Genomic DNA, 19,100 nt, shown 5'->3' on the forward strand with positions numbered 1-19,100 from the left:
ACACCTCCAAACTTAGATAACTGTTCAGTTACTGATACAGCTATCGAATGTTCTGGTGATGATAATGAACAATTAGCTACTGATTGGAATACTGCTAATATTTCAGCTTTAGAAAACTGTGGTGCTGATACTTGTGATACGGATTTTAACGGTCAAGTCACTTCAAATTTTGCATATTCTAATTTAGTAACAACTTGTGGTCAAGGTGGTACAATTGCTGTCATCTATACAATTACAGATGATTGTGGTAACGCATCTACTCTAGAAGCTACTCTAACTTTAGAAGATACAATTGTACCAGATGTAACTGGATGTACTGTCGAAAACACAACTTTAGAATGTAACGAAACTGAAAACGAAACTCTTGCTGATGCGTGGAATGCTGCAAATATTGCTGCACTTGAAGCTTGTGCTGTAGATTCATGTGATACTGATTTTACTGGTCAAGTCACTTCAGATTATGACTTTGCGAACTTAAACACAACCTGTGGACCTTGTGGAACATTAAACGTAACATATACAATTACTGATGATTGTGGAAACACTACAACAGTAGCTGCGACACTTACCTTTGATGATGGAACAATTCCAGATTTATCAAACTGTACCGTTACAGATACAGCGATTGAGTGTTCTGGTGATGATAATGAACAATTAGCAAACAATTGGAATACGGCTAACATTACTGCGTTAGAAAACTGTGCTGATGATCTTGGAGTCACTGTAACGTCCAATTATGCGTATACGAATTTAGTATCAACGTGTGGTCAAGGTGGAACAATTACAGTGATCTATACAATTATTGATGATTGTGATAATGCTACAACGTTAACTGCAATATTAACTTTAGAAGATACAACTCCTCCAAACTTAGATAATTGTTCTGTTACAGATACTGCTATCGAATGTTCTGGTGACGATAATGAACAATTAGCTACTGATTGGAATATTGCTAATATTTCAGCATTAGAAAATTGTGGTGTTGATACTTGTGATACGGACTTCAATGGTCAAGTCACTTCAGATTTTGCATACTCTAATTTAGTAACAACATGTGGTCAAGGTGGTACAATTACTGTCATCTATACAATTACAGATGATTGTGGTAACGCATCTACTCTAGATGCTATTTTAACTCTAGAAGATACAACACCTCCAAACTTAGATGACTGTGCTGTTACTGATACAGCTATCGAATGTTCTGGCGATAATAATGAACAATTAGCGAATGATTGGAATACTGCTAACATTACTGCTTTAGAAAACTGTGGTGCTGATACTTGTGATACAGACTTTAACGGTCAAGTAACTTCAGATTTTGCCTATTCTAATTTGGTAACAACGTGTGGTCAAGGTGGAACAATTGCAGTAGTCTATACAATTACAGATGATTGTGGTAACGCTACAACTCTAGAAGCTACTTTAACATTAGAAGATACAATACCTCCAAACTTAGATAACTGTTCTGTTACAGATACAGCTATTGAATGTTCTGGCGATAATAATGAACAATTAGCAACCGAGTGGAATGCTGCTAATATTTCAGCATTAGAAACTTGTGGTGCAGATTCATGTGACACAGATTTTAATGGTCAAGTAACTTCAGATTTTGCATACTCTAATTTAGTGACAACCTGTGGTCTTGGTGGTACAATTACTGTTATCTATACAATTACTGATGATTGTGATAATGCTACTACATTAACAGCAACATTAACTTTAGAAGACACTATTGCACCAGATTTAACTGGTTGTACAGTAGAAAACACATCATTAGAATGTGACGAGACTGAAAATGAAACACTTGCTGACGCTTGGAATGCTGCAAATATTGCTGCACTTGAAGCTTGTGCTGTAGATTCTTGTGATACAGACTTTACTGGTCAAGTGACTTCAGATTATGACTTTGCTAATTTAAATACAACCTGTGGTCCTTGTGGTACTATTATTGTGAATTATACGATTACTGATGATTGTGGAAATTCAACTGTACTTACAGCCATTTTAACTTTTGGTGATGAAACCATCCCAGATTTAACAAATTGTGATGTTGACGATGAAACTATCGAATGTGTAGGTGATGAAAATTCAACACTTGCAAGTGATTGGAATGATAATAACATTGTTTCATTACAAGCTTGTGCAGATGACATTTCTGTAACAGTAACTTCAGATTATGATTTTGCTAATTATGTCATTACTTGTGGACAAAGCGGAACATTAACCGTTGTTTATACAATTTCTGACGAGTGTGATAACTCAACAACATTAACTGCTACGCTTACCATTGAAGATACTACAGCACCAACATTTACGGTTCCTGCAGATCTAAGCATAGAATGTGATCAAGACCCAACTGATGTGACTTTAACAGGTGATGTTACTGATGAAACTGATTTATGTTCAGGAGCATTAGAAGCAACATACACTGATACTATTGCTGAAGGTAATTGTGCAAACGAATCTATAATCACAAGAACTTGGTCTTTATCTGATGACTGCGGAAATGTAACAACTTTAGTACAGACAATTACGATTCAAGATACAACTGCTCCAACATTTACGGTTCCTGCAGATGTAACTTTAGAATGTGATGCAGATGTAACAGATGTAACATTAACTGGTGATGTTACTGATGAAGCTGATAACTGTTCTACAAATCTTGAAGCAACATATTCTGATACAGTTTCTGAAGGTGATTGTGCAAACGAATCTATAATTTCTAGAACTTGGACTTTAACTGACGAGTGTGAGAATACAACAACTTTAGTACAGACAATTACGGTTCAAGATACAACTGCTCCAACATTTACGATTCCTGCAGATGTAACACTAGAATGTGATGCAGATGTTACAGATATTTCATTAACTGGTGATGTTACTGATGAAGCTGATAATTGTTCTACAAATCTTGAAGCAACATTTACAGATACGGTTACAGAAGGTGATTGTGCAAACGAATCTATAATTTCTAGAACTTGGACATTAATTGATGAGTGTGAGAATACAACAACTCTTGTACAGACAATTACGATTCAAGATACAACTGCTCCAACATTTACGGTTCCTGCAGATGTAACACTAGAATGTGATGCAGATGTTACAGATATTTCATTAACTGGTGATGTTACTGATGAAGCTGATAATTGTTCTACAAATCTTGAAGCAACATTTACAGATACGGTTACAGAAGGTGATTGTGCAAACGAATCTATAATTTCTAGAACTTGGACATTAATTGATGAGTGTGAGAATACAACAACTTTAGTACAGACAATTACGATTCAAGATACCACTGCTCCAACATTTACGGTTCCTGCAGATGTAACACTTGAATGTGATGCAGATGTTACAGATATTTCATTAACTGGTGATGTTACTGATGAAGCTGATAACTGTTCTACAAATCTTGAAGCAACATTTACAGAGACGGTTACAGAAGGTGATTGTGCAAACGAATCTATAATTTCTAGAACTTGGACATTAATTGATGAGTGTGAGAATACAACAACTCTTGTACAGACAATTACGATTCAAGACACCACTGCTCCAACATTTACGGTTCCTGCAGATGTAACACTTGAATGTGATGCAGATGTTACAGATATTTCATTAACTGGTGATGTTATTGATGAAGCTGATAACTGTTCTACAAATCTTGAAGCAACATATTCTGATACAGTTTCTGAAGGAGATTGTGTAAACGAATCTATAATTTCTAGAACTTGGACTTTATCTGATGACTGCGGAAATGTAACAACTTTAGTACAAACAATTACGATTCAAGACACCACTGCTCCAACATTTACGGTTCCTGCAGATGTAACACTTGAATGTGATACAGATGTTACAGATATTTCATTAACTGGTGATGTTACTGATGAAGCTGATAATTGTTCTACAAATCTTGAAGCAACATATTCTGATACAGTTTCTGAAGGAGATTGTGCAAACGAATCTATAATTTCTAGAACTTGGACTTTAACTGACGCATGTGAAAATACTACGACGTTAGTTCAAACAATTACATTAGAAGATACAACTGCTCCAACGTTCACAGTTCCTGCAGATGTAACACTTGAGTGTGACTCAGATATTAATGATGTAACATTAACTGGTGATGTCACAGATGAAGCTGATAACTGTTCTACAGATCTTAATGCTACTTTTTTAGATACTATTGAAGAAGGAAGTTGTATTAATTCATATGTAATTACAAGAGTTTGGACTGTAACAGATGACTGTGAAAATGCAACAGCATTAGTACAGACTATAACAATACAAGATACAACTGCTCCAACATTTACAGTTCCTGCAGATGTGACTTTAGAATGTGATGAAGATATAAATGACATTAGCTTAACTGGTGATGTCACAGATGAAGCTGATAACTGTTCTACAAATCTTGAAGCAACATTTACAGATATGGTTACAGAAGGTGATTGTCCAAACAATTCTACAATAACTAGAACGTGGACATTAACAGATGAATGTGAGAATACTACACTATTAATTCAAACGATTACTGTACAAGATACTACTGCTCCAACATTAGTTGGTGATTTGGAAGAAAACATTAACGTCGTGTGTAGTGATATTCCTGAAGTACCAGAACTTGTGTTTGAAGATGCATGTTCAACAAACATGACTGTTGAGTTCAATGAAACATCAACAAATGATGGAACAATCATGGATTATATAATCATTAGAGATTGGTTTGTCACAGATGATTGTGGTAATGAAGCTGTTTTCACTCAAACTATTAATGTAAGTGTAGAAAACGACGTTGAATCAAATGATGGTGATTTATGTATTGGTGATGATTTTGATTTTGATCTCTTTAGTTTATTAGTCGGTGATTATGACCCAGATGGTATTTGGTCAGTAACTAATGGAGATGTCACTATTGACGGTAGTTACTTTAACCCAAGTTCATTACTTGATGAAGATGGTAATTTTACTGATGATCAATTAACCGATTACGAATTCACATATACTTATGGTGGTTTCTGTCCTGGTGAAGTAACAGTTACAATTGCGCTTAACGATGAATGTGTTGTCTTCCCATGTGGTGACGATGACCTAGTAATCTCAAAAGCTGTAACTGCTAACTTTGATGGTATTAATGAATTCTTTACAATTACAGGTACAGAAGACTGTGGATTCGTTTACGAGCTTCAAATCTTTAATCGTTGGGGAGCAAAAATATACGAGAATTTCAATTATCAAAATGATTGGAATGGTACGTCATCAAATGCTTCCGTAGGAAATTCAAACTTTGTCCCAACAGGAACATATTACTATGTATTAAATATAAAGAACAGTGGATTAAATCCTAAAACCGGACCAATCTACGTTTCAACAAAATAAATCTTAACCTATATGAAATTAGTAAAGTTTAACATAATAGCATTTATACTGTTCAGTAGCTGGATGAGTGTTGCTCAGCAACTACCTCAGTTTACTCAGTATATGTATAACACGATTTCAATAAATCCAGCCTATGCAGGAAGTAGAGAAACACTAAGTGTTGTAGGTTTACATAGAAGTCAATGGGTAGGTCTTGAAGGTGGTCCTCAAACTCAAACCTTGTCCATTCATGCACCAATGAGAAATGAGAGAGTTGGTTTAGGTTTTTCATTTATAAATGATGAACTTGGATATCAAAACTTCTCATATCTATATGGAGATTTCTCTTATACGATTCCAACTGGTGAAAAAAGCAAACTTGCGTTTGGTGTTAAAGCTGGATTTACAAGTTATAGTTTGGATGCCGATTTTCAACAATCTCAAGCTAATGATCCTGTTATTTTTGGGTTTGAAAATCGTTGGAAACCAAATATTGGAACTGGTGTTTATTGGCACAGTCAAAAATGGTATTTAGGGCTTTCAGCTCCTCGTATTTTAAACACAGATTATACTGGTGATGCTGAGTTTCAAGCCTTAGAAAGAATTAGCTATTATTTCACAGGTGGATATGTATTTGATTTAAGTGAAAACACAAAATTTAAACCTGCTGCACTTTTAAAAGCAACTAATGGTGCTCCTCTATCTTTTGATCTTACTGCAAACTTTTTATTCTATGAAAAATTTTGGGCTGGAGCAGCTTATAGAATTAATGAACGTGCAGCTGCATTAGGAGCAATAGCCGATTTTCAGGTATCAAAACAATTACGAATTGGTTACGCATATGAGTATCCTATTTCAGATTTAAGAGCATACACAAGTGGTACACATGAAATACTACTCATGTTTGAGATCTTTAAAAGCAAACGTATAAAATCCCCTAGATACTTCTAAAAAACAAGTCACATGAAAACAAAGTTTTTAATCTTAATATTTGCTCTAAGCAGCACAGTTATGATAGCCCAAGAAAAGCTTGCTGATAAGTTTTTTGACAATTATGGTTATATAAAAGCCACAGAACTTTATCAAGAAGTTCTAAAAAAAGGAGATACTAGTCTTCACGTTTTAACACGTTTAGGAGATTGTTATTACAACAATTCTAAATCTGAAAAAGCTGCATTTTGGTATGACAAAGCCTTAAAATATGATGAAAAGGATATTAATCCTGAGTATATCTATAAGCATATACAATCTTTAAGAAGTTTAGGGAAATATGATGAAGCCGATTCTTGGATGAAAAAATTCATGGAGATTCAAAATAATGACTCTAGAATAAAAGGTTATAATCCTGAAAATATTGCTAAGTATAATGAATTAGCAAATTCCGAAGAAAATAAACTCGTAAAGGTTCAAAATTTACCTTTTAATACAAAGTATGCAGACTTTGGATCATACATTCATAACGGACAATTATATTTTGCATCCTCTAGAAATACAGATAAGAAAAAAGTATATAGCTGGAATCAAGAACCATACTTAGATATCTATCAATTAAAAGTTGATAAAAAATCAGACAGTGTAACTTATGGAACTCCAAATTTTCTTTCTGCGGAAAGTGTAAACACAGACTTTCATGAAGCTTCAATAGCAATTACTAACGATGGTAACACCATGTATTTCACAAGAGATAATGTTGGTAAGGGTCATAAGAAAGTAAAATATGATAATAAAGGGACGACGCATCTTAAAATCTATAAGGCAACTTTGGTTGATACTTTGTGGACAAATATTATGGAATTACCTTTTAATGACGATGTATTTTCTACAGGTCATCCTGCGCTAAGTCCAGATAATAAACAACTATATTTTGTGTCAGATCGCGAAGGTGGTTTAGGTAATACTGATATTTACGTTGTAGATATTGAAGGTGGTAACACCTACTCTGAACCTAGAAATCTTGGAGAAAAAATTAATACAGAAGGTCGAGAGATGTTTCCGTTTATAGCAAAAGATAGTACATTTTACTTCTCTTCTGATGGACATTTGAACCTTGGTTTCTTAGATATTTTTAAGTCTAATCTACTAAAAGATGAAGATAACGAAGAGCAGCCAGAGAACTTAGGTGCACCTTACAATAGTGGTTATGACGATTTTGCGTATTTCAAGAACATTTCCGAAGAGAAAAATGATCACACAGGTTATTTCTCATCTAATAGACCAGATGGAAAAGGTAGTGATGATATTTATGCTTTTGATGCTTCATTTTGTGAACAAATTATTAAAGGTATTTCTAGAAATCAAAACGATAATGAAATATTACCAGGTGTAACCGTAAAACTTATTAATGAAGTTGGTAAAGTTATTTCTGAAATTGTAACCACAGAAAATGGTGCTTATGAGTTTAAAGTAGATTGTAATAAAACATATACCATCATTGGTAGTAAAGAAGATTTTAAAGATGATCAAAAAAAAATCACTACAGATAATGAACATGAAAAAGTTACTGAAGCTGATTTATACTTAGAACCTTTACTTTTTGAAAGTCAAATAGTTATCAACCCAATTTTCTTTGATTTTGATAAATCAAACATTAGAACTGATGCACAATATGAACTTGAAAATATTGTTGATGTTATGAGAGCTCATCCAACTATGGTGATTAAAATTGAAGCACATACAGATAGTCGTGGTCGTGATAAGTACAATGAAAAATTGTCTGATAGACGAGCAAAATCTACAATGGATTATATAATTTCTAGAGGTATTGCTAAAGAACGTATTGAAAGTGCTATTGGTTATGGTGAATCTCAATTGCTTAACAAATGTTCTAATGGTGTAAAATGTACCGAAGCAGAGCATCAAGAAAATAGACGTTCATACTTCTATATCTTGAAAGAATAAAATTAGTACCCTCTAATCTAAATTTGCTAAAAAGCAGACTTGTTAATCGAGTCTGCTTTTTTATTTTCAGTAATATCATTTAATATTTAAAAGTCCGATTATAAGCCTTGTTATTGGAGTCGTCAATAATAAATACACTTATAGTATACCAATCATTGACGAAATAATCGGTCACATACAATTCTTCGGTATCTTCATGCAAAGTTTTATCAGGACCTCCTTCAATTTGAATAATATAATTTCCATTTTGTCTTAGATAAGCATAAGTAGATCCAATAACTAGCGTAGATAGTTTATCTGTTTTAAAAAACTTTTCATAGTATTCATCTTCATTAACATACGTTCGTGCAAATTGATAAGCAGGATGATCTCTAGGAATAGAATCCTGCTTTAAATAAGAGTTAACAGCTTCATTTATCATAGATATTTGCTCATCTGTATCATGATCAACATAGAAGTTTGCAAATCCTTCGCGACCTTTTCCGTAGTAAATACTTTTATGAAAATCTTTGGTACGTAGATCTTTGTAACTTAATGTATTTAAGGTTATTTCAACTTCCTTATTAACATCAGCTCTATCTTTATAGATTAAGCAAACTCCTACTCTATGACGTTCTGTTTCCTTAAAAATTGAATCATTGAGTTGTCCTCCTTTTTTAAATAAGTCTATAGCGAATCTTTGAAATTCAGTTGCTAATGTACTATCACTTTTAATGTACATTTTATCTAGATACTCATCATCAATGTCCTTTTTAGTAGATTGTGCAATAGCTAATGATGTACATAAAACAATTAAAACAAAACATTGATTTCTCATAAAGCAAATTTCAGTAAATATATAGAATAAAAAAAAGCCACAATTAGTATTACTAACTGTGGCTTAAAAATAATGATTTGCTATTAATCAATTTTTATGTGTCAACTAATTATCTTTTAATGAAAATGTTTGTGAAATACCATTTACCTTCTTCGTTTTGTTCTGCGGAAATATCAAAATCTGTAAAATCGCCTTCTATATTATGTCTATGTCCTTCGCTATTTAACCAAGCATTAACAACAGATTGAGCAGAACTGTAAGCATATGCTACGTTCTCTGAAACTCTAGTTGCATTTGCATTATCAATCAAACTATTTTTTCTTTGGAAAAAATTATCGTGACCAACATTGCTTGATTCTATCATATAATCTGTATGAGTATAAGCTACAGCCTTAATTGTATTATGATTATTTAAAGGAGTTAAACCTTCATTAATTCTATGAGCATTTATAAGCTCTAAAATTTCTATCTCAATAGTTTTTGCTGCAGGTGCTGCAGGTAAAGCCATACTGTCAATTGTTTCACTTGGAAACTCTTCAGAGGAACATGACGAAAACGATAACATCGTAAATACTGCCAATAAAGGTAAGAATCTTGAAATTCTCATAACGTAGGTTAATTAGGTATTTAGATTTGGGATCTAAATTGGTTTGTTAATAAAACTGATTATGTAAACTTGGGGATATCTATATAATCATTAATTTCATCGACAATATACACAGTAATTCTATAAAAAGAAGTTTAAACGTGTAATTATTCGTTGAAATACATTTTATTTAACGTAAATTCCTACAATTAATGTATTTGGTCGACGTTTTTATAATATGTTTTATGGAGATAAACGATCTAAATTCCAATTGAAATCATCATCTAATTGATAACGTAATCTATCATGCAAACGATTAGGACGACCTTGCCAAAATTCTATTTCAACAGGTTTTACAATAAATCCACCCCAAAATTTTGGTCGTTCAATCTCTTGTCCTTCTAATTTTGCTTCTAAAGTTTTGAGTTTATCTTCAAGAACTTCACGATTTTTTATCACGTTACTTTGATTAGAGACAAGTGCACCTAATTGACTACCTCTAGGTCTAGATTCAAAATAACCATCACTTAAATTTTCTGCAATCTTTTCTGCTTTTCCTTTGATGATGATTTGTCGCTCAGCAGCTGGCCAAAAGAAAGAAAGACATACATTTGGATTATTTGTAATGGCTTTTCCTTTTTCACTTTCATAATTTGTGTAGAAAATAAAACCTTCATAGGTAAACTTTTTTAAGAGCACTACTCTACTCTTTGGGAAGCCATCTAAACCTATTGTGCTAATAGTCATCGCATTAGTTTCTCCAATATTAAAGTTCTCATCGACTTCATGAAACCATTTTTGAAATAGCTCCATAGGATTATCACTCACATTAGTTTCTAGAAGTTCTTGCTTTTCATAAGATTTTCTATAATTGCCTAAGTCTGTATTCATTAGAAAATAGAATTGAGATTAATTTGACTTTTATTATTAAGGTTTAAATAATTACCATAAATTTAAACAATAATCCCTATTTAATGACTTTTGAAAACAGTAAATACTCTAAACTTTTAGATTACAAAAAAGTAGAGCTGCCCTTCGGAAATTTCTATATCACAAAACATTTTGCTATTTCAGAATTAAATGAAGGTATTCATGTAAACCACGAACTAGCTGGAGAAATTATCACTAATTTTTCCGAAGAAATAAGAAATGATATCAAAATTGGATATATAGCAAATCGGATTAATTCCTATTCATTTGACCCTCAATTATGGGCTGAATTTAATAATGAGTATGATTTTTTAATCGCAACTGCAATTGTTTCTTATACCGATTTTAGTTATCTCAACTCTTCTTTAGAAAAACATTTTTTTAAGAAAAGTATGAAAAGATGTATGAGTTTAGATGAAGCAATTATTTGGATGACAGATTTAAATGAGTTTAATTAAACTCAAATTGTTTACCGTCTCTAGATAATTCTACGTGAGGGAAAACTTGTTCTGCTTCTGCTTTAAATTCATGGAGACTATCATACCTCGTAGAGTAATGTCCTAAAATTAAGGTGCCAACATTAGCTTTCTTAGCTATAGTAGCTGCTTGCTTAGCTGTTGAATGTTTTGTGGGTTTGGCCAAAGCTGCATTTCTTTCTAAAAACGTAGATTCGTGATACAACGCATTTACATCTTTAATAATAGGTATTATAGATTCATCGTAAAGCGTATCGCTACAAAACGCATAACTTTTTGGAGGTTTTGGAGCTTTGGTAACCAATGAATTTTCAACCAAATTACCATCATTATCTGGAACATTTGCTCCTTGTTTCAGCTTTCGGTAATATGCCACATCAATATCTGCATTTAAAACAGCGTTCATATCTAGCTTACGATCGCCTAGTTTTTCTTTGAAAAGAAATCCGTTGGTATAAATACGATGATTTAATGGTATAGTATACACTTCAACTTTTTCATCTTCAAAAATTAATTCTGAAGAAGTTGAAGTCAACTCATGAAAAATCAATTGATAATTGGTCCAAGAATCTGATAATTTCATTTGCATTGTAATGACTTCCTTTAGACCTTTTGGTGCATAAATATGTAAGTCTGCTTCTCGAGTTAACAAGTTAAATGTAGAAATCAAACCAGCCAATCCAAAACAATGGTCACCATGTAAATGGGAAATAAAAATATGTTTTACTCTGCTAAACTTTACTTTATTTCTTCGTAACTCAACTTGCGTACCTTCTCCACAATCAATTAAAAATGTATGATTTTTAATCTCTAAAACTTGAGCAGTAGGATTAGTATTTACTTTTGGTGTAGCGCTATAGCAACCGAGAATGGTTAATTTCATATATTGTTAAGATGTTTAGTTGTTTGTTGTGGAGTCGAAACAGCTTAACGACAAACAACTCAACAACCAAACTTTTTTCTAGAATCCTAAATCGCGTTCCATAACTTCCATTTCAATAACATCATTTGCTTCTTTAGTTGTAGGAACAACTATGATTTCATCTGGCATTTCGTCAATATTTGCATTATTTGCAACAATTACAAAAGAGTGCTTCGCTTTTCGGTGTTTATTTGATAATTGTAAAAACTCTACAACATCTGATGTTTTTACATCATCCAACTTTGTAATATTTACAATGATATTATTGTTTTTATAACGATCATAAAGAATGTCAATTTTCTTGACAAGTTCTATAATTGATGCTTTTTGTTGCGTTATAATGGTTGTGTTACCGTCTTGATCTATAATCATGATTTAATGTTTTATTTTGGATGCTAATAAATAAATGACTGCCATTCTAACCGCTACACCATTTTGTACTTGATCTAAAATGATAGCTTGATCAGAATCTGCCACATCACTTGTAATCTCAACACCTCGATTAATTGGACCTGGATGCATAATGGTAATCTCTTTATCCAATGAATTTAAAAGTGCTTTATTAACTCCATATTGTTGTGTATATTCTCTTGTTGATGGAAAATAACTAATATCCATTCGTTCATTTTGTACGCGCAACATATTTGCAACGTCACACCAATTTAAAGCTTTTCTTAAATTGGTCTCTACTTTTACTCCTAAATCTTTAATATATTTTGGAAGCAAGGTTTTTGGTCCGCAAACCATCACATTTGCACCTTGTAATTTTAAAGCATAAATATTTGAAAGAGCTACTCTACTATGCAAAATATCACCAACTATCACGACATTTTTACCTTTAACATCTCCTAAACGCTCACGAATAGAATAACTATCTAACAATGCTTGTGTTGGATGTTCATGTGCTCCATCTCCTGCATTAATGATACTTGCATTGACATGTTTTGACAGAAATACGCCTGCTCCAGGATTTGGATGACGCATGACAACCATATCTACTTTCATAGATAGAATATTGTTAACCGTATCAATTAAAGTTTCTCCCTTTTTTACAGAAGATTGTGATGCAGAAAAATTAATCACATCTGCAGATAGCCGTTTTTCGGCAAGTTCAAAAGATAATTTTGTTCGTGTAGAATTCTCAAAAAAGAGATTTGCAATTGTAATATCTCTAAGCGAAGGCACTTTTTTAATTGGTCTATTGATCACTTCTTTGAAATGATCTGCCGTTTCAAAAATTAATTGAATATCCTTTGTATTGAGATATTTAATTCCTAATAAGTGATTGACACTTAGTTCGCTCATTTTTTTAGTATTCAGTTTGCAGTCTTCAGTTGATTCTGCAATTTTTAATTATTAATTAAATAAACAGCATCTTCGCCTTCGTTCTCTATCCAGTTTACTTTTACTTTTTCTTCATTTATAGCATCTACTTGTCTACCTCTATAATTAGGTTGTATTGGTAGGTGTCTGCTAAATCGTCTGTCTATTAATGTGAGTAACTCAATTTCATTAGGTCTTCCAAATGATTGGATTGCCGTTAAAGCTGCCCTAATACTACGTCCTGTATATAACACATCATCAATAAATACAATATTTTTATTCTCTACAATAAAGTTGATATCAGTTGTATTGGCTTCTAAAATTTTCTCACCACGTCTAAAATCGTCTCTATAAAACGTGATATCGAGATGGCCCAATTGTATGTTTTTAATTTTATAATCGGTTCTTAACATTTCAGCTAAACGATTTGCAAGAAATTTTCCTCGAGGTTGTAACCCTATAAGTACAGTATTAGAAAAGTCATTGTGGTTTTCAATAAGCTGACAAGCCAATCGATGAAGAATGATGTTTATGGCTTTAGCATTAAGTAATACTTTTTGACTCATGAGATTTCCAAACGTATTTGGTTAACAAAGTTAATGTAAAAAATCAAAAAAAACTTAGTTATCTTTCAAATAAGTCTTTCTTAGATATTCATTATAATAAGCATCAAAGGTATTAAACTCTTCAGTATCCAACTCAAAAGGTATTAAGTATGGATTAAACTTTAGTGCATGACAAATCTTGAAAAAATTTGTAATACTTATATCAGTCTCTTGACTAAAATATCTACTAATTGTACTCTCCGATACACCAGATAACTTTGAAAGTTGATATTTACTCATTCCATATTCTTCGCTTTTCAACCTTTTATCAATCATAGTTAAAAATTGACGCTTATTATCCAATGCTATCTCTTCAATTACTCGAATTTTAATTTCTAAATCTTCTTTTTTTGCTTTTTTCTTCATCAAATCTTCCTTTTTTTATTATAAAAAAACACATCCGTATATGCAAATATAATGTTTATTTTCATTAAAACCCTTTAAATACAAAGCCTTAACGTTGTTAATAATATTGTTAATAACATTGAAAATAATATTTATTTTTTTTGCTTAATCAAAATTCTAATAAGTAATTTTAATAAAACGATGAAAGGAGGTGTACATATGAAATGACAGAACAAAAAAAAGAGCCAAATCCCTGGAAAAAGTTCTGGCTCAAATTTGGAAGATTAAAAACATTAGTAGAAACTCTAACTTCTCTAATAAATTTAATCAGGATGTTTATGTAAATATATAATATTTACATGTACTAAAAGTAATAAAAAAAACATTACCACGTATACGTTGTAATAAAATTATTACTAAAAAGCCTCTCATTTCTGAGAGGCTTTTCAATATATAAAATTTCAAGGATTTATTTCTTCCCGTCTAATTTATCTTTTAGCGCTTGTAAAGCTTCGTTAGCATCACCTAAAGTTGGTTTTGCTTCGGCTGCTTGAGCTTCTTGCTTCTTCACTGCTGCTTTAACGTTTGCTATTTCTTCTTCTCTAAAGATTGCTGTATGAGAAGCAACTACACGTTTAAATTCTTTATTGAATTCAATAATTTTAAACTCTGCAGATTCACCTTTCTTAAGCTTGCTACCATCTTCTTTTTCTAAATGACGTTGTGGTACAAATGCCACGATGTCTTCGTTAAAGTCAATAGTTGCTCCTTTGTCAACGATTTCTCCAATTTCAGCAGTATGTACTGATCCTAAAACGAATTCAGTTTCATACTTATCCCAAGGATTATCTGTTGTTTGTTTGTGACCTAAAGATAATTTACGTCCTTCAACATCTAATTCTAATACAACAACATCAAGTGTATCACCTACATTTGTAAACTCACTTGGATGCTTAATTTTCTTAGTCCAAGATAAATCTGAGATGTAAATCAACCCATCAATTCCTTCTTCTAATTCAACAAAAACACCAAAGTTTGTGAAGTTACGTACGATACCAGAATGTTTAGAACCTACTGGATATTTAGTTGTAATATCTGTCCATGGATCTGGTGTTAATTGCTTAATACCAAGAGACATTTTACGATCTTCTCTATCTAAAGTTAAGATTACTGCATCTATTTCATCACCAACTTTTACAAAATCGTTAGCAGAACGTAAATGTGTTGACCAAGACATTTCACTTACGTGAACTAATCCTTCTACACCTTCTTCTACTTCTACGAATGCACCGTAATCAGCAATAACTACAACTTTTCCTTTAACTTTATCTCCAATTTTTACATCTTCACCTAAAGCTTCCCAAGGATGCTTGCTTAATTGCTTAAGACCTAATTGGATTCTAGACTTATCTTCATCGAAGTCTAAGATTACCACGTTTAATTTTTGGTCTAATTCTACGATTTCATTAGGATGATTAATTCTAGACCAAGATAAATCTGTGATATGAACTAATCCATCAACGCCTCCAAGATCAATAAACACACCATAAGACGTAATATTCTTAACGATACCTTCTAATACTTGACCTTTTTCTAATTGACTAATGATTTCTTTTTTCTGCTCCTCAATATCAGCTTCAATAAGCGCTTTATGAGATACTACAATGTTTTTGAATTCGTGGTTGATTTTCACAACTTTAAATTCCATTGTTTTATTTACATACTGATCGTAATCTCTAATAGGCTTCACATCAATTTGAGAACCTGGTAAGAAAGCTTCAATACCAAATACGTCAACGATCATACCACCTTTAGTTCTGCATTTTACAAAACCATTAACGATTTCTCCAGTGTCATGTGCATTGTTTACACGATCCCATGCTTTAATTACACGAGCTTTTCTGTGTGATAATACTAATTGTCCTGTTGCATCTTCACGAACATCAATTAATACTTCTACTTTGTCACCAACTTTTAAATCTGGATTGTAACGAAACTCATTAAGAGAAATTACACCTTCAGATTTTGCGTTGATATCAATAATAGCATCACGATCAGATAAATGAATAACTGTACCTTCAACAACTTCGTCATCTAATGTGTCAACGAAATTCTCTGATACTAATTTTTCGAACTCTTCTAATTGCTTTTCATCGACAGGATCAATTCCTTCTTCGTAATTGTGCCAATTAAAATCTTTTAAGAATTGTTCTGGATTTACTTTCTCCTCTTTTGGAGTTTCAACAGTTGTTGTTTCTGTTGCTTCTGTAGTCTCTACAGTTGCAGTTGTTGCTTCGGTAGTTTCTACCTCTGCTTTTGTTGTTTCTTTTTCAGACATGTGCTGAATTAAAATTTGTATTCTGTATGCTTTGAAAGAATCAAGCGATAACACACAGAAGCGTTATTTAAGTTTATATGTATTCCTTTTGTCTTTCTATAGTCCGCCAAAAAGGAGTGCAAAAATACATATTATTTACTATAAAACAAAATAATTTCACAATTGTCTAACCTGTTGAATTTCAGAATAAAAAAATGTTAAAAAATGAATATTCCTGTTGTTAATTCTTGGCACATAATTTGGTATCTTTACGTTAGTATTAACACTTAATTAAAAACAATTATTATTATGGTTAGAGCAAAATACCAAAGCGTATTAGACTTAGGACAAAAATTAAACATCGAAAATGGTGATGTAAAAGAAGAAAACGGTGTATTAAAAGTAACTGGAACAGCAAAAACACAATACGAAAAAGATTTACTTTGGGATACTATTAAAGTTGCAGGTGGAGAAAACCCAGCAGATATTATGGCAGATATTAAAGTAGCAGATACGTCTGTGTATGCTAGACATACAGTGAAAAGCGGAGAAACTTTAGGGAAAATAGCGAAACAATATTATGGTAATGCTTCAAAGTACCAAACTATTTTTGCTGCAAACTCAGATATCTTAAAGAATCCTGATGTGATTCATCCTGATCAAGAATTAATTATTCCAAACTTATAGGTTTGACATAATTTAAGACAAAAAAAAGCGACCTAGTGTCGCTTTTTTTTATGATTTAGCTTTTATTTTTTCTTCGGAAAGTTTTAGTACAAACTGAAATTGCTCTTCCAAATTCATACTAGAATTATCTACCTTAATCGCATCTTCTGCCATTGTTAATGGAGAATCTTCTCGTGTAGAATCTATATGATCTCGCGATTGTACATTTTGTAAAACGTCTTCATAACTCACATCATCACCTCGCTCTAACAATTCATCATAACGACGTTGAGCTCTTTTTTCTGCGGAAGCGGTCATAAACAACTTCAACTCTGCATCAGGAAACACGACAGTACCAATATCACGACCATCCATGACAACACCTTTGTCTTTACCGAAATTTTGTTGCTGTTTGACCAACTGTTCTCTAACTTCTGAAACGGTTGCGACTGGACTTACAAAGCTAGAAACCTCCAAAGACCTGATATCTTTCTCAACATTTTCTCCGTTGAGATACACTTCAGCAAAGCCTTTTTCTGCATTAAATTTAAAACTGATTTTTATATTATCTAGTTGGGAAATAAGACCTTCTTTATCAAAACAACCGGTTTCAATAAAACCATTTTGCATGGCATATAAAGTTACAGCACGATACATTGCTCCAGAATCCACATATACATAACCCAAAGCTTTAGCGAGTTGTTTTGCAACTGTACTTTTTCCAGTGGATGAAAATCCGTCAATGGCTATTGTAATTTTTTGCATTATCTCAAATCTATTTGTATTCCGAAGAAATTGGCATTACTAGCTCCTGTATACCTTGCATGTGTGAAATTAAATCGCATTTTATTCATTTTAATACCTACACCAAACGATAATCCAGAGAAATTTCGTTGATCTACAATTCGTAATTCTTCTGCTCTTCTAAAGTTATAACCTAATCTGATGTTAAATCCTCTTTCTGGAAACAACTCTGCTCCTATTATAGTATGTCTTAATACTTCATTTAGAAATCCGACTTTTTCTTGAGTTTGATTCCCATCTAAATCTGTAGTTGCTCTTGCTGGATTAGAAAAACCGAGTGGCCAAGCTTGTAAGTTTTCAAACGTTAAATGCCAACGTAAAGGCATATTTTCTAAAGTTTGTGATAATCCTAATGAGACTTCAAACGGCAATTTTTCTTGCAGACCAGCATAAGTGACAATTTGAGTTCCTAAATTTCTAACCACTAATGCAGCACGAAAATCTAGGCGTTCATTAATGTACATTGCTCCTAGATCTGTTGCAATACCTATTGAGTTATACTGTTCTAATTTTGATGTGATTAATTTCAAATTTGCGCCTAAATAAAAATCACTATACGGAATTTGATATGCATAACCAGCAGATAAGGCTGCTTCATTACCTGTGAAAGTTCCTGTAGAAACACCATTAAGATCGTAACCATCAAAACTTCCGTAGTTAATATAGGTCATACCAATGTGTAAAGTCTGCACATGTCTATCCCAAGTATATGCGTATGCTGCTGTCCCGTAACTTATTCCGCCTAAATAACTTGAATAGTTGAGGGCTAATTGGTTATCCATTTCAGGATTTATAGATGCAGGATTAAATAATCCACTTGTAACATCATAATCATAATTTGTAATGGTCTTTCCTCCTAGTGCAGCTTGACGAGGCGAAGATATAAGGTTGAGAAATTGATATGTAGACTCACCACCTACTTGTGCAAAAGTAAAAGCTGTTAAAAACAGACAAATAAACGTGGTAATTTTCTTTAGCATATAAGTGTGCAAAGTAAATAAAAATTAATTCAAACTGAAAACAAATATTTGGTTGAACTCAGGTTTAAAACGAACGTATGTC

16 protein-coding genes are annotated in these 19,100 nt (G+C 32.5%); 5 read left to right on the forward strand and 11 right to left on the reverse strand.

Annotation, left to right across the window (positions count from 1 at the left end; all coding sequences use genetic code 11):
* The 3 genes from WNY78_RS13770 to WNY78_RS13780 all read left to right on the forward strand — a co-directional run.
* A partial coding sequence (locus WNY78_RS13770; protein WP_342873788.1) for a gliding motility-associated C-terminal domain-containing protein occupies positions 1-5,370 on the forward strand: 5,370 nt, incomplete at its 5' end.
* A gap of 12 nt (positions 5,371-5,382) precedes the next feature.
* The gene (locus WNY78_RS13775) at positions 5,383-6,300 is read left to right on the forward strand and encodes a type IX secretion system membrane protein PorP/SprF (protein ID WP_342873789.1); all 918 of its coding nucleotides are present in this window, start codon (positions 5,383-5,385) and stop codon (positions 6,298-6,300) included.
* Between the two features lie 12 nt (positions 6,301-6,312).
* Positions 6,313-8,247: an OmpA family protein gene (locus WNY78_RS13780; protein WP_342873790.1), complete on the forward strand. Its 1,935-nt coding sequence runs from the start codon at positions 6,313-6,315 to the stop codon at positions 8,245-8,247.
* Positions 8,248-8,326: 79 nt separating this feature from the next.
* Here WNY78_RS13780 and WNY78_RS13785 read toward each other — a convergent pair whose 3' ends face one another.
* From WNY78_RS13785 to pdxH, 3 genes are all read right to left on the reverse strand, one after another.
* The gene (locus WNY78_RS13785) at positions 8,327-9,064 is read right to left on the reverse strand and encodes a hypothetical protein (RefSeq protein WP_342873791.1); all 738 of its coding nucleotides are present in this window, start codon (positions 9,062-9,064) and stop codon (positions 8,327-8,329) included.
* A 109-nt stretch (positions 9,065-9,173) separates the two neighbouring features.
* Positions 9,174-9,671, reverse strand: a complete 498-nt coding sequence (locus WNY78_RS13790; RefSeq protein WP_342873792.1) for a CAP domain-containing protein — start codon at positions 9,669-9,671, stop codon at positions 9,174-9,176.
* Between the two features lie 222 nt (positions 9,672-9,893).
* Positions 9,894-10,541, reverse strand: coding sequence for a pyridoxamine 5'-phosphate oxidase (gene pdxH, locus WNY78_RS13795; protein WP_342873793.1), 648 nt, complete (start codon positions 10,539-10,541; stop codon positions 9,894-9,896).
* A gap of 83 nt (positions 10,542-10,624) precedes the next feature.
* Between pdxH and WNY78_RS13800 the strand changes: the two genes are divergently transcribed.
* Positions 10,625-11,038: a hypothetical protein gene (locus WNY78_RS13800; RefSeq protein ID WP_342873794.1), complete on the forward strand. Its 414-nt coding sequence runs from the start codon at positions 10,625-10,627 to the stop codon at positions 11,036-11,038.
* Here WNY78_RS13800 and WNY78_RS13805 read toward each other — a convergent pair.
* From WNY78_RS13805 to rpsA, 6 genes are all read right to left on the reverse strand, one after another.
* A complete protein-coding gene (locus WNY78_RS13805) occupies positions 11,031-11,939 on the reverse strand; it encodes a ribonuclease Z (RefSeq protein WP_342873795.1) in 909 nt (302 codons plus the stop codon). The genes WNY78_RS13800 and WNY78_RS13805 overlap by 8 nt on opposite strands.
* Before the next feature lie 78 nt (positions 11,940-12,017).
* The gene (locus WNY78_RS13810; protein ID WP_342873796.1) at positions 12,018-12,350 is read right to left on the reverse strand and encodes a ribonuclease Z; all 333 of its coding nucleotides are present in this window, start codon (positions 12,348-12,350) and stop codon (positions 12,018-12,020) included.
* Between the two features lie 3 nt (positions 12,351-12,353).
* On the reverse strand, positions 12,354-13,283 hold the full coding sequence (locus tag WNY78_RS13815) for an aspartate carbamoyltransferase catalytic subunit (protein WP_342873797.1): 930 nt from the start codon (positions 13,281-13,283) through the stop codon (positions 12,354-12,356).
* A gap of 44 nt (positions 13,284-13,327) precedes the next feature.
* Positions 13,328-13,867, reverse strand: a complete 540-nt coding sequence (gene pyrR / locus WNY78_RS13820; RefSeq protein WP_342873798.1) for a bifunctional pyr operon transcriptional regulator/uracil phosphoribosyltransferase PyrR — start codon at positions 13,865-13,867, stop codon at positions 13,328-13,330.
* 54 nt (positions 13,868-13,921) lie between these two features.
* The gene (locus WNY78_RS13825) at positions 13,922-14,272 is read right to left on the reverse strand and encodes a helix-turn-helix transcriptional regulator (RefSeq protein WP_342873799.1); all 351 of its coding nucleotides are present in this window, start codon (positions 14,270-14,272) and stop codon (positions 13,922-13,924) included.
* Between the two features lie 448 nt (positions 14,273-14,720).
* Positions 14,721-16,589 carry a 30S ribosomal protein S1 gene (rpsA, locus tag WNY78_RS13830; RefSeq protein ID WP_342873800.1) on the reverse strand — a complete coding sequence of 623 codons (1,869 nt, stop codon included), beginning with the start codon at positions 16,587-16,589 and terminating at the stop codon, positions 14,721-14,723.
* A gap of 288 nt (positions 16,590-16,877) precedes the next feature.
* On the opposite strand from rpsA, the gene WNY78_RS13835 reads away from it, so the two are divergent.
* Complete coding sequence (locus tag WNY78_RS13835; RefSeq protein WP_342873801.1) at positions 16,878-17,255, forward strand: LysM peptidoglycan-binding domain-containing protein; 378 nt, start codon at positions 16,878-16,880, stop codon at positions 17,253-17,255.
* 48 nt (positions 17,256-17,303) lie between these two features.
* Here WNY78_RS13835 and cmk read toward each other — a convergent pair whose 3' ends face one another.
* Both cmk and porQ read right to left on the reverse strand, forming a co-directional pair.
* Positions 17,304-17,999, reverse strand: coding sequence for a (d)CMP kinase (gene cmk / locus WNY78_RS13840; protein ID WP_342873802.1), 696 nt, complete (start codon positions 17,997-17,999; stop codon positions 17,304-17,306).
* Positions 17,999-19,018 (reverse strand): type IX secretion system protein PorQ, encoded by a 1,020-nt coding sequence (gene porQ / locus WNY78_RS13845; RefSeq protein ID WP_342873803.1) that lies wholly within the window; start codon positions 19,016-19,018, stop codon positions 17,999-18,001. The genes cmk and porQ overlap by 1 nt, the downstream gene beginning before the upstream one ends.
* Positions 19,019-19,100: the final 82 nt, after the last annotated feature.

This window comes from Psychroserpens sp. AS72, assembly GCF_038900375.1.
Taxonomy (GTDB): domain Bacteria; phylum Bacteroidota; class Bacteroidia; order Flavobacteriales; family Flavobacteriaceae; genus Psychroserpens.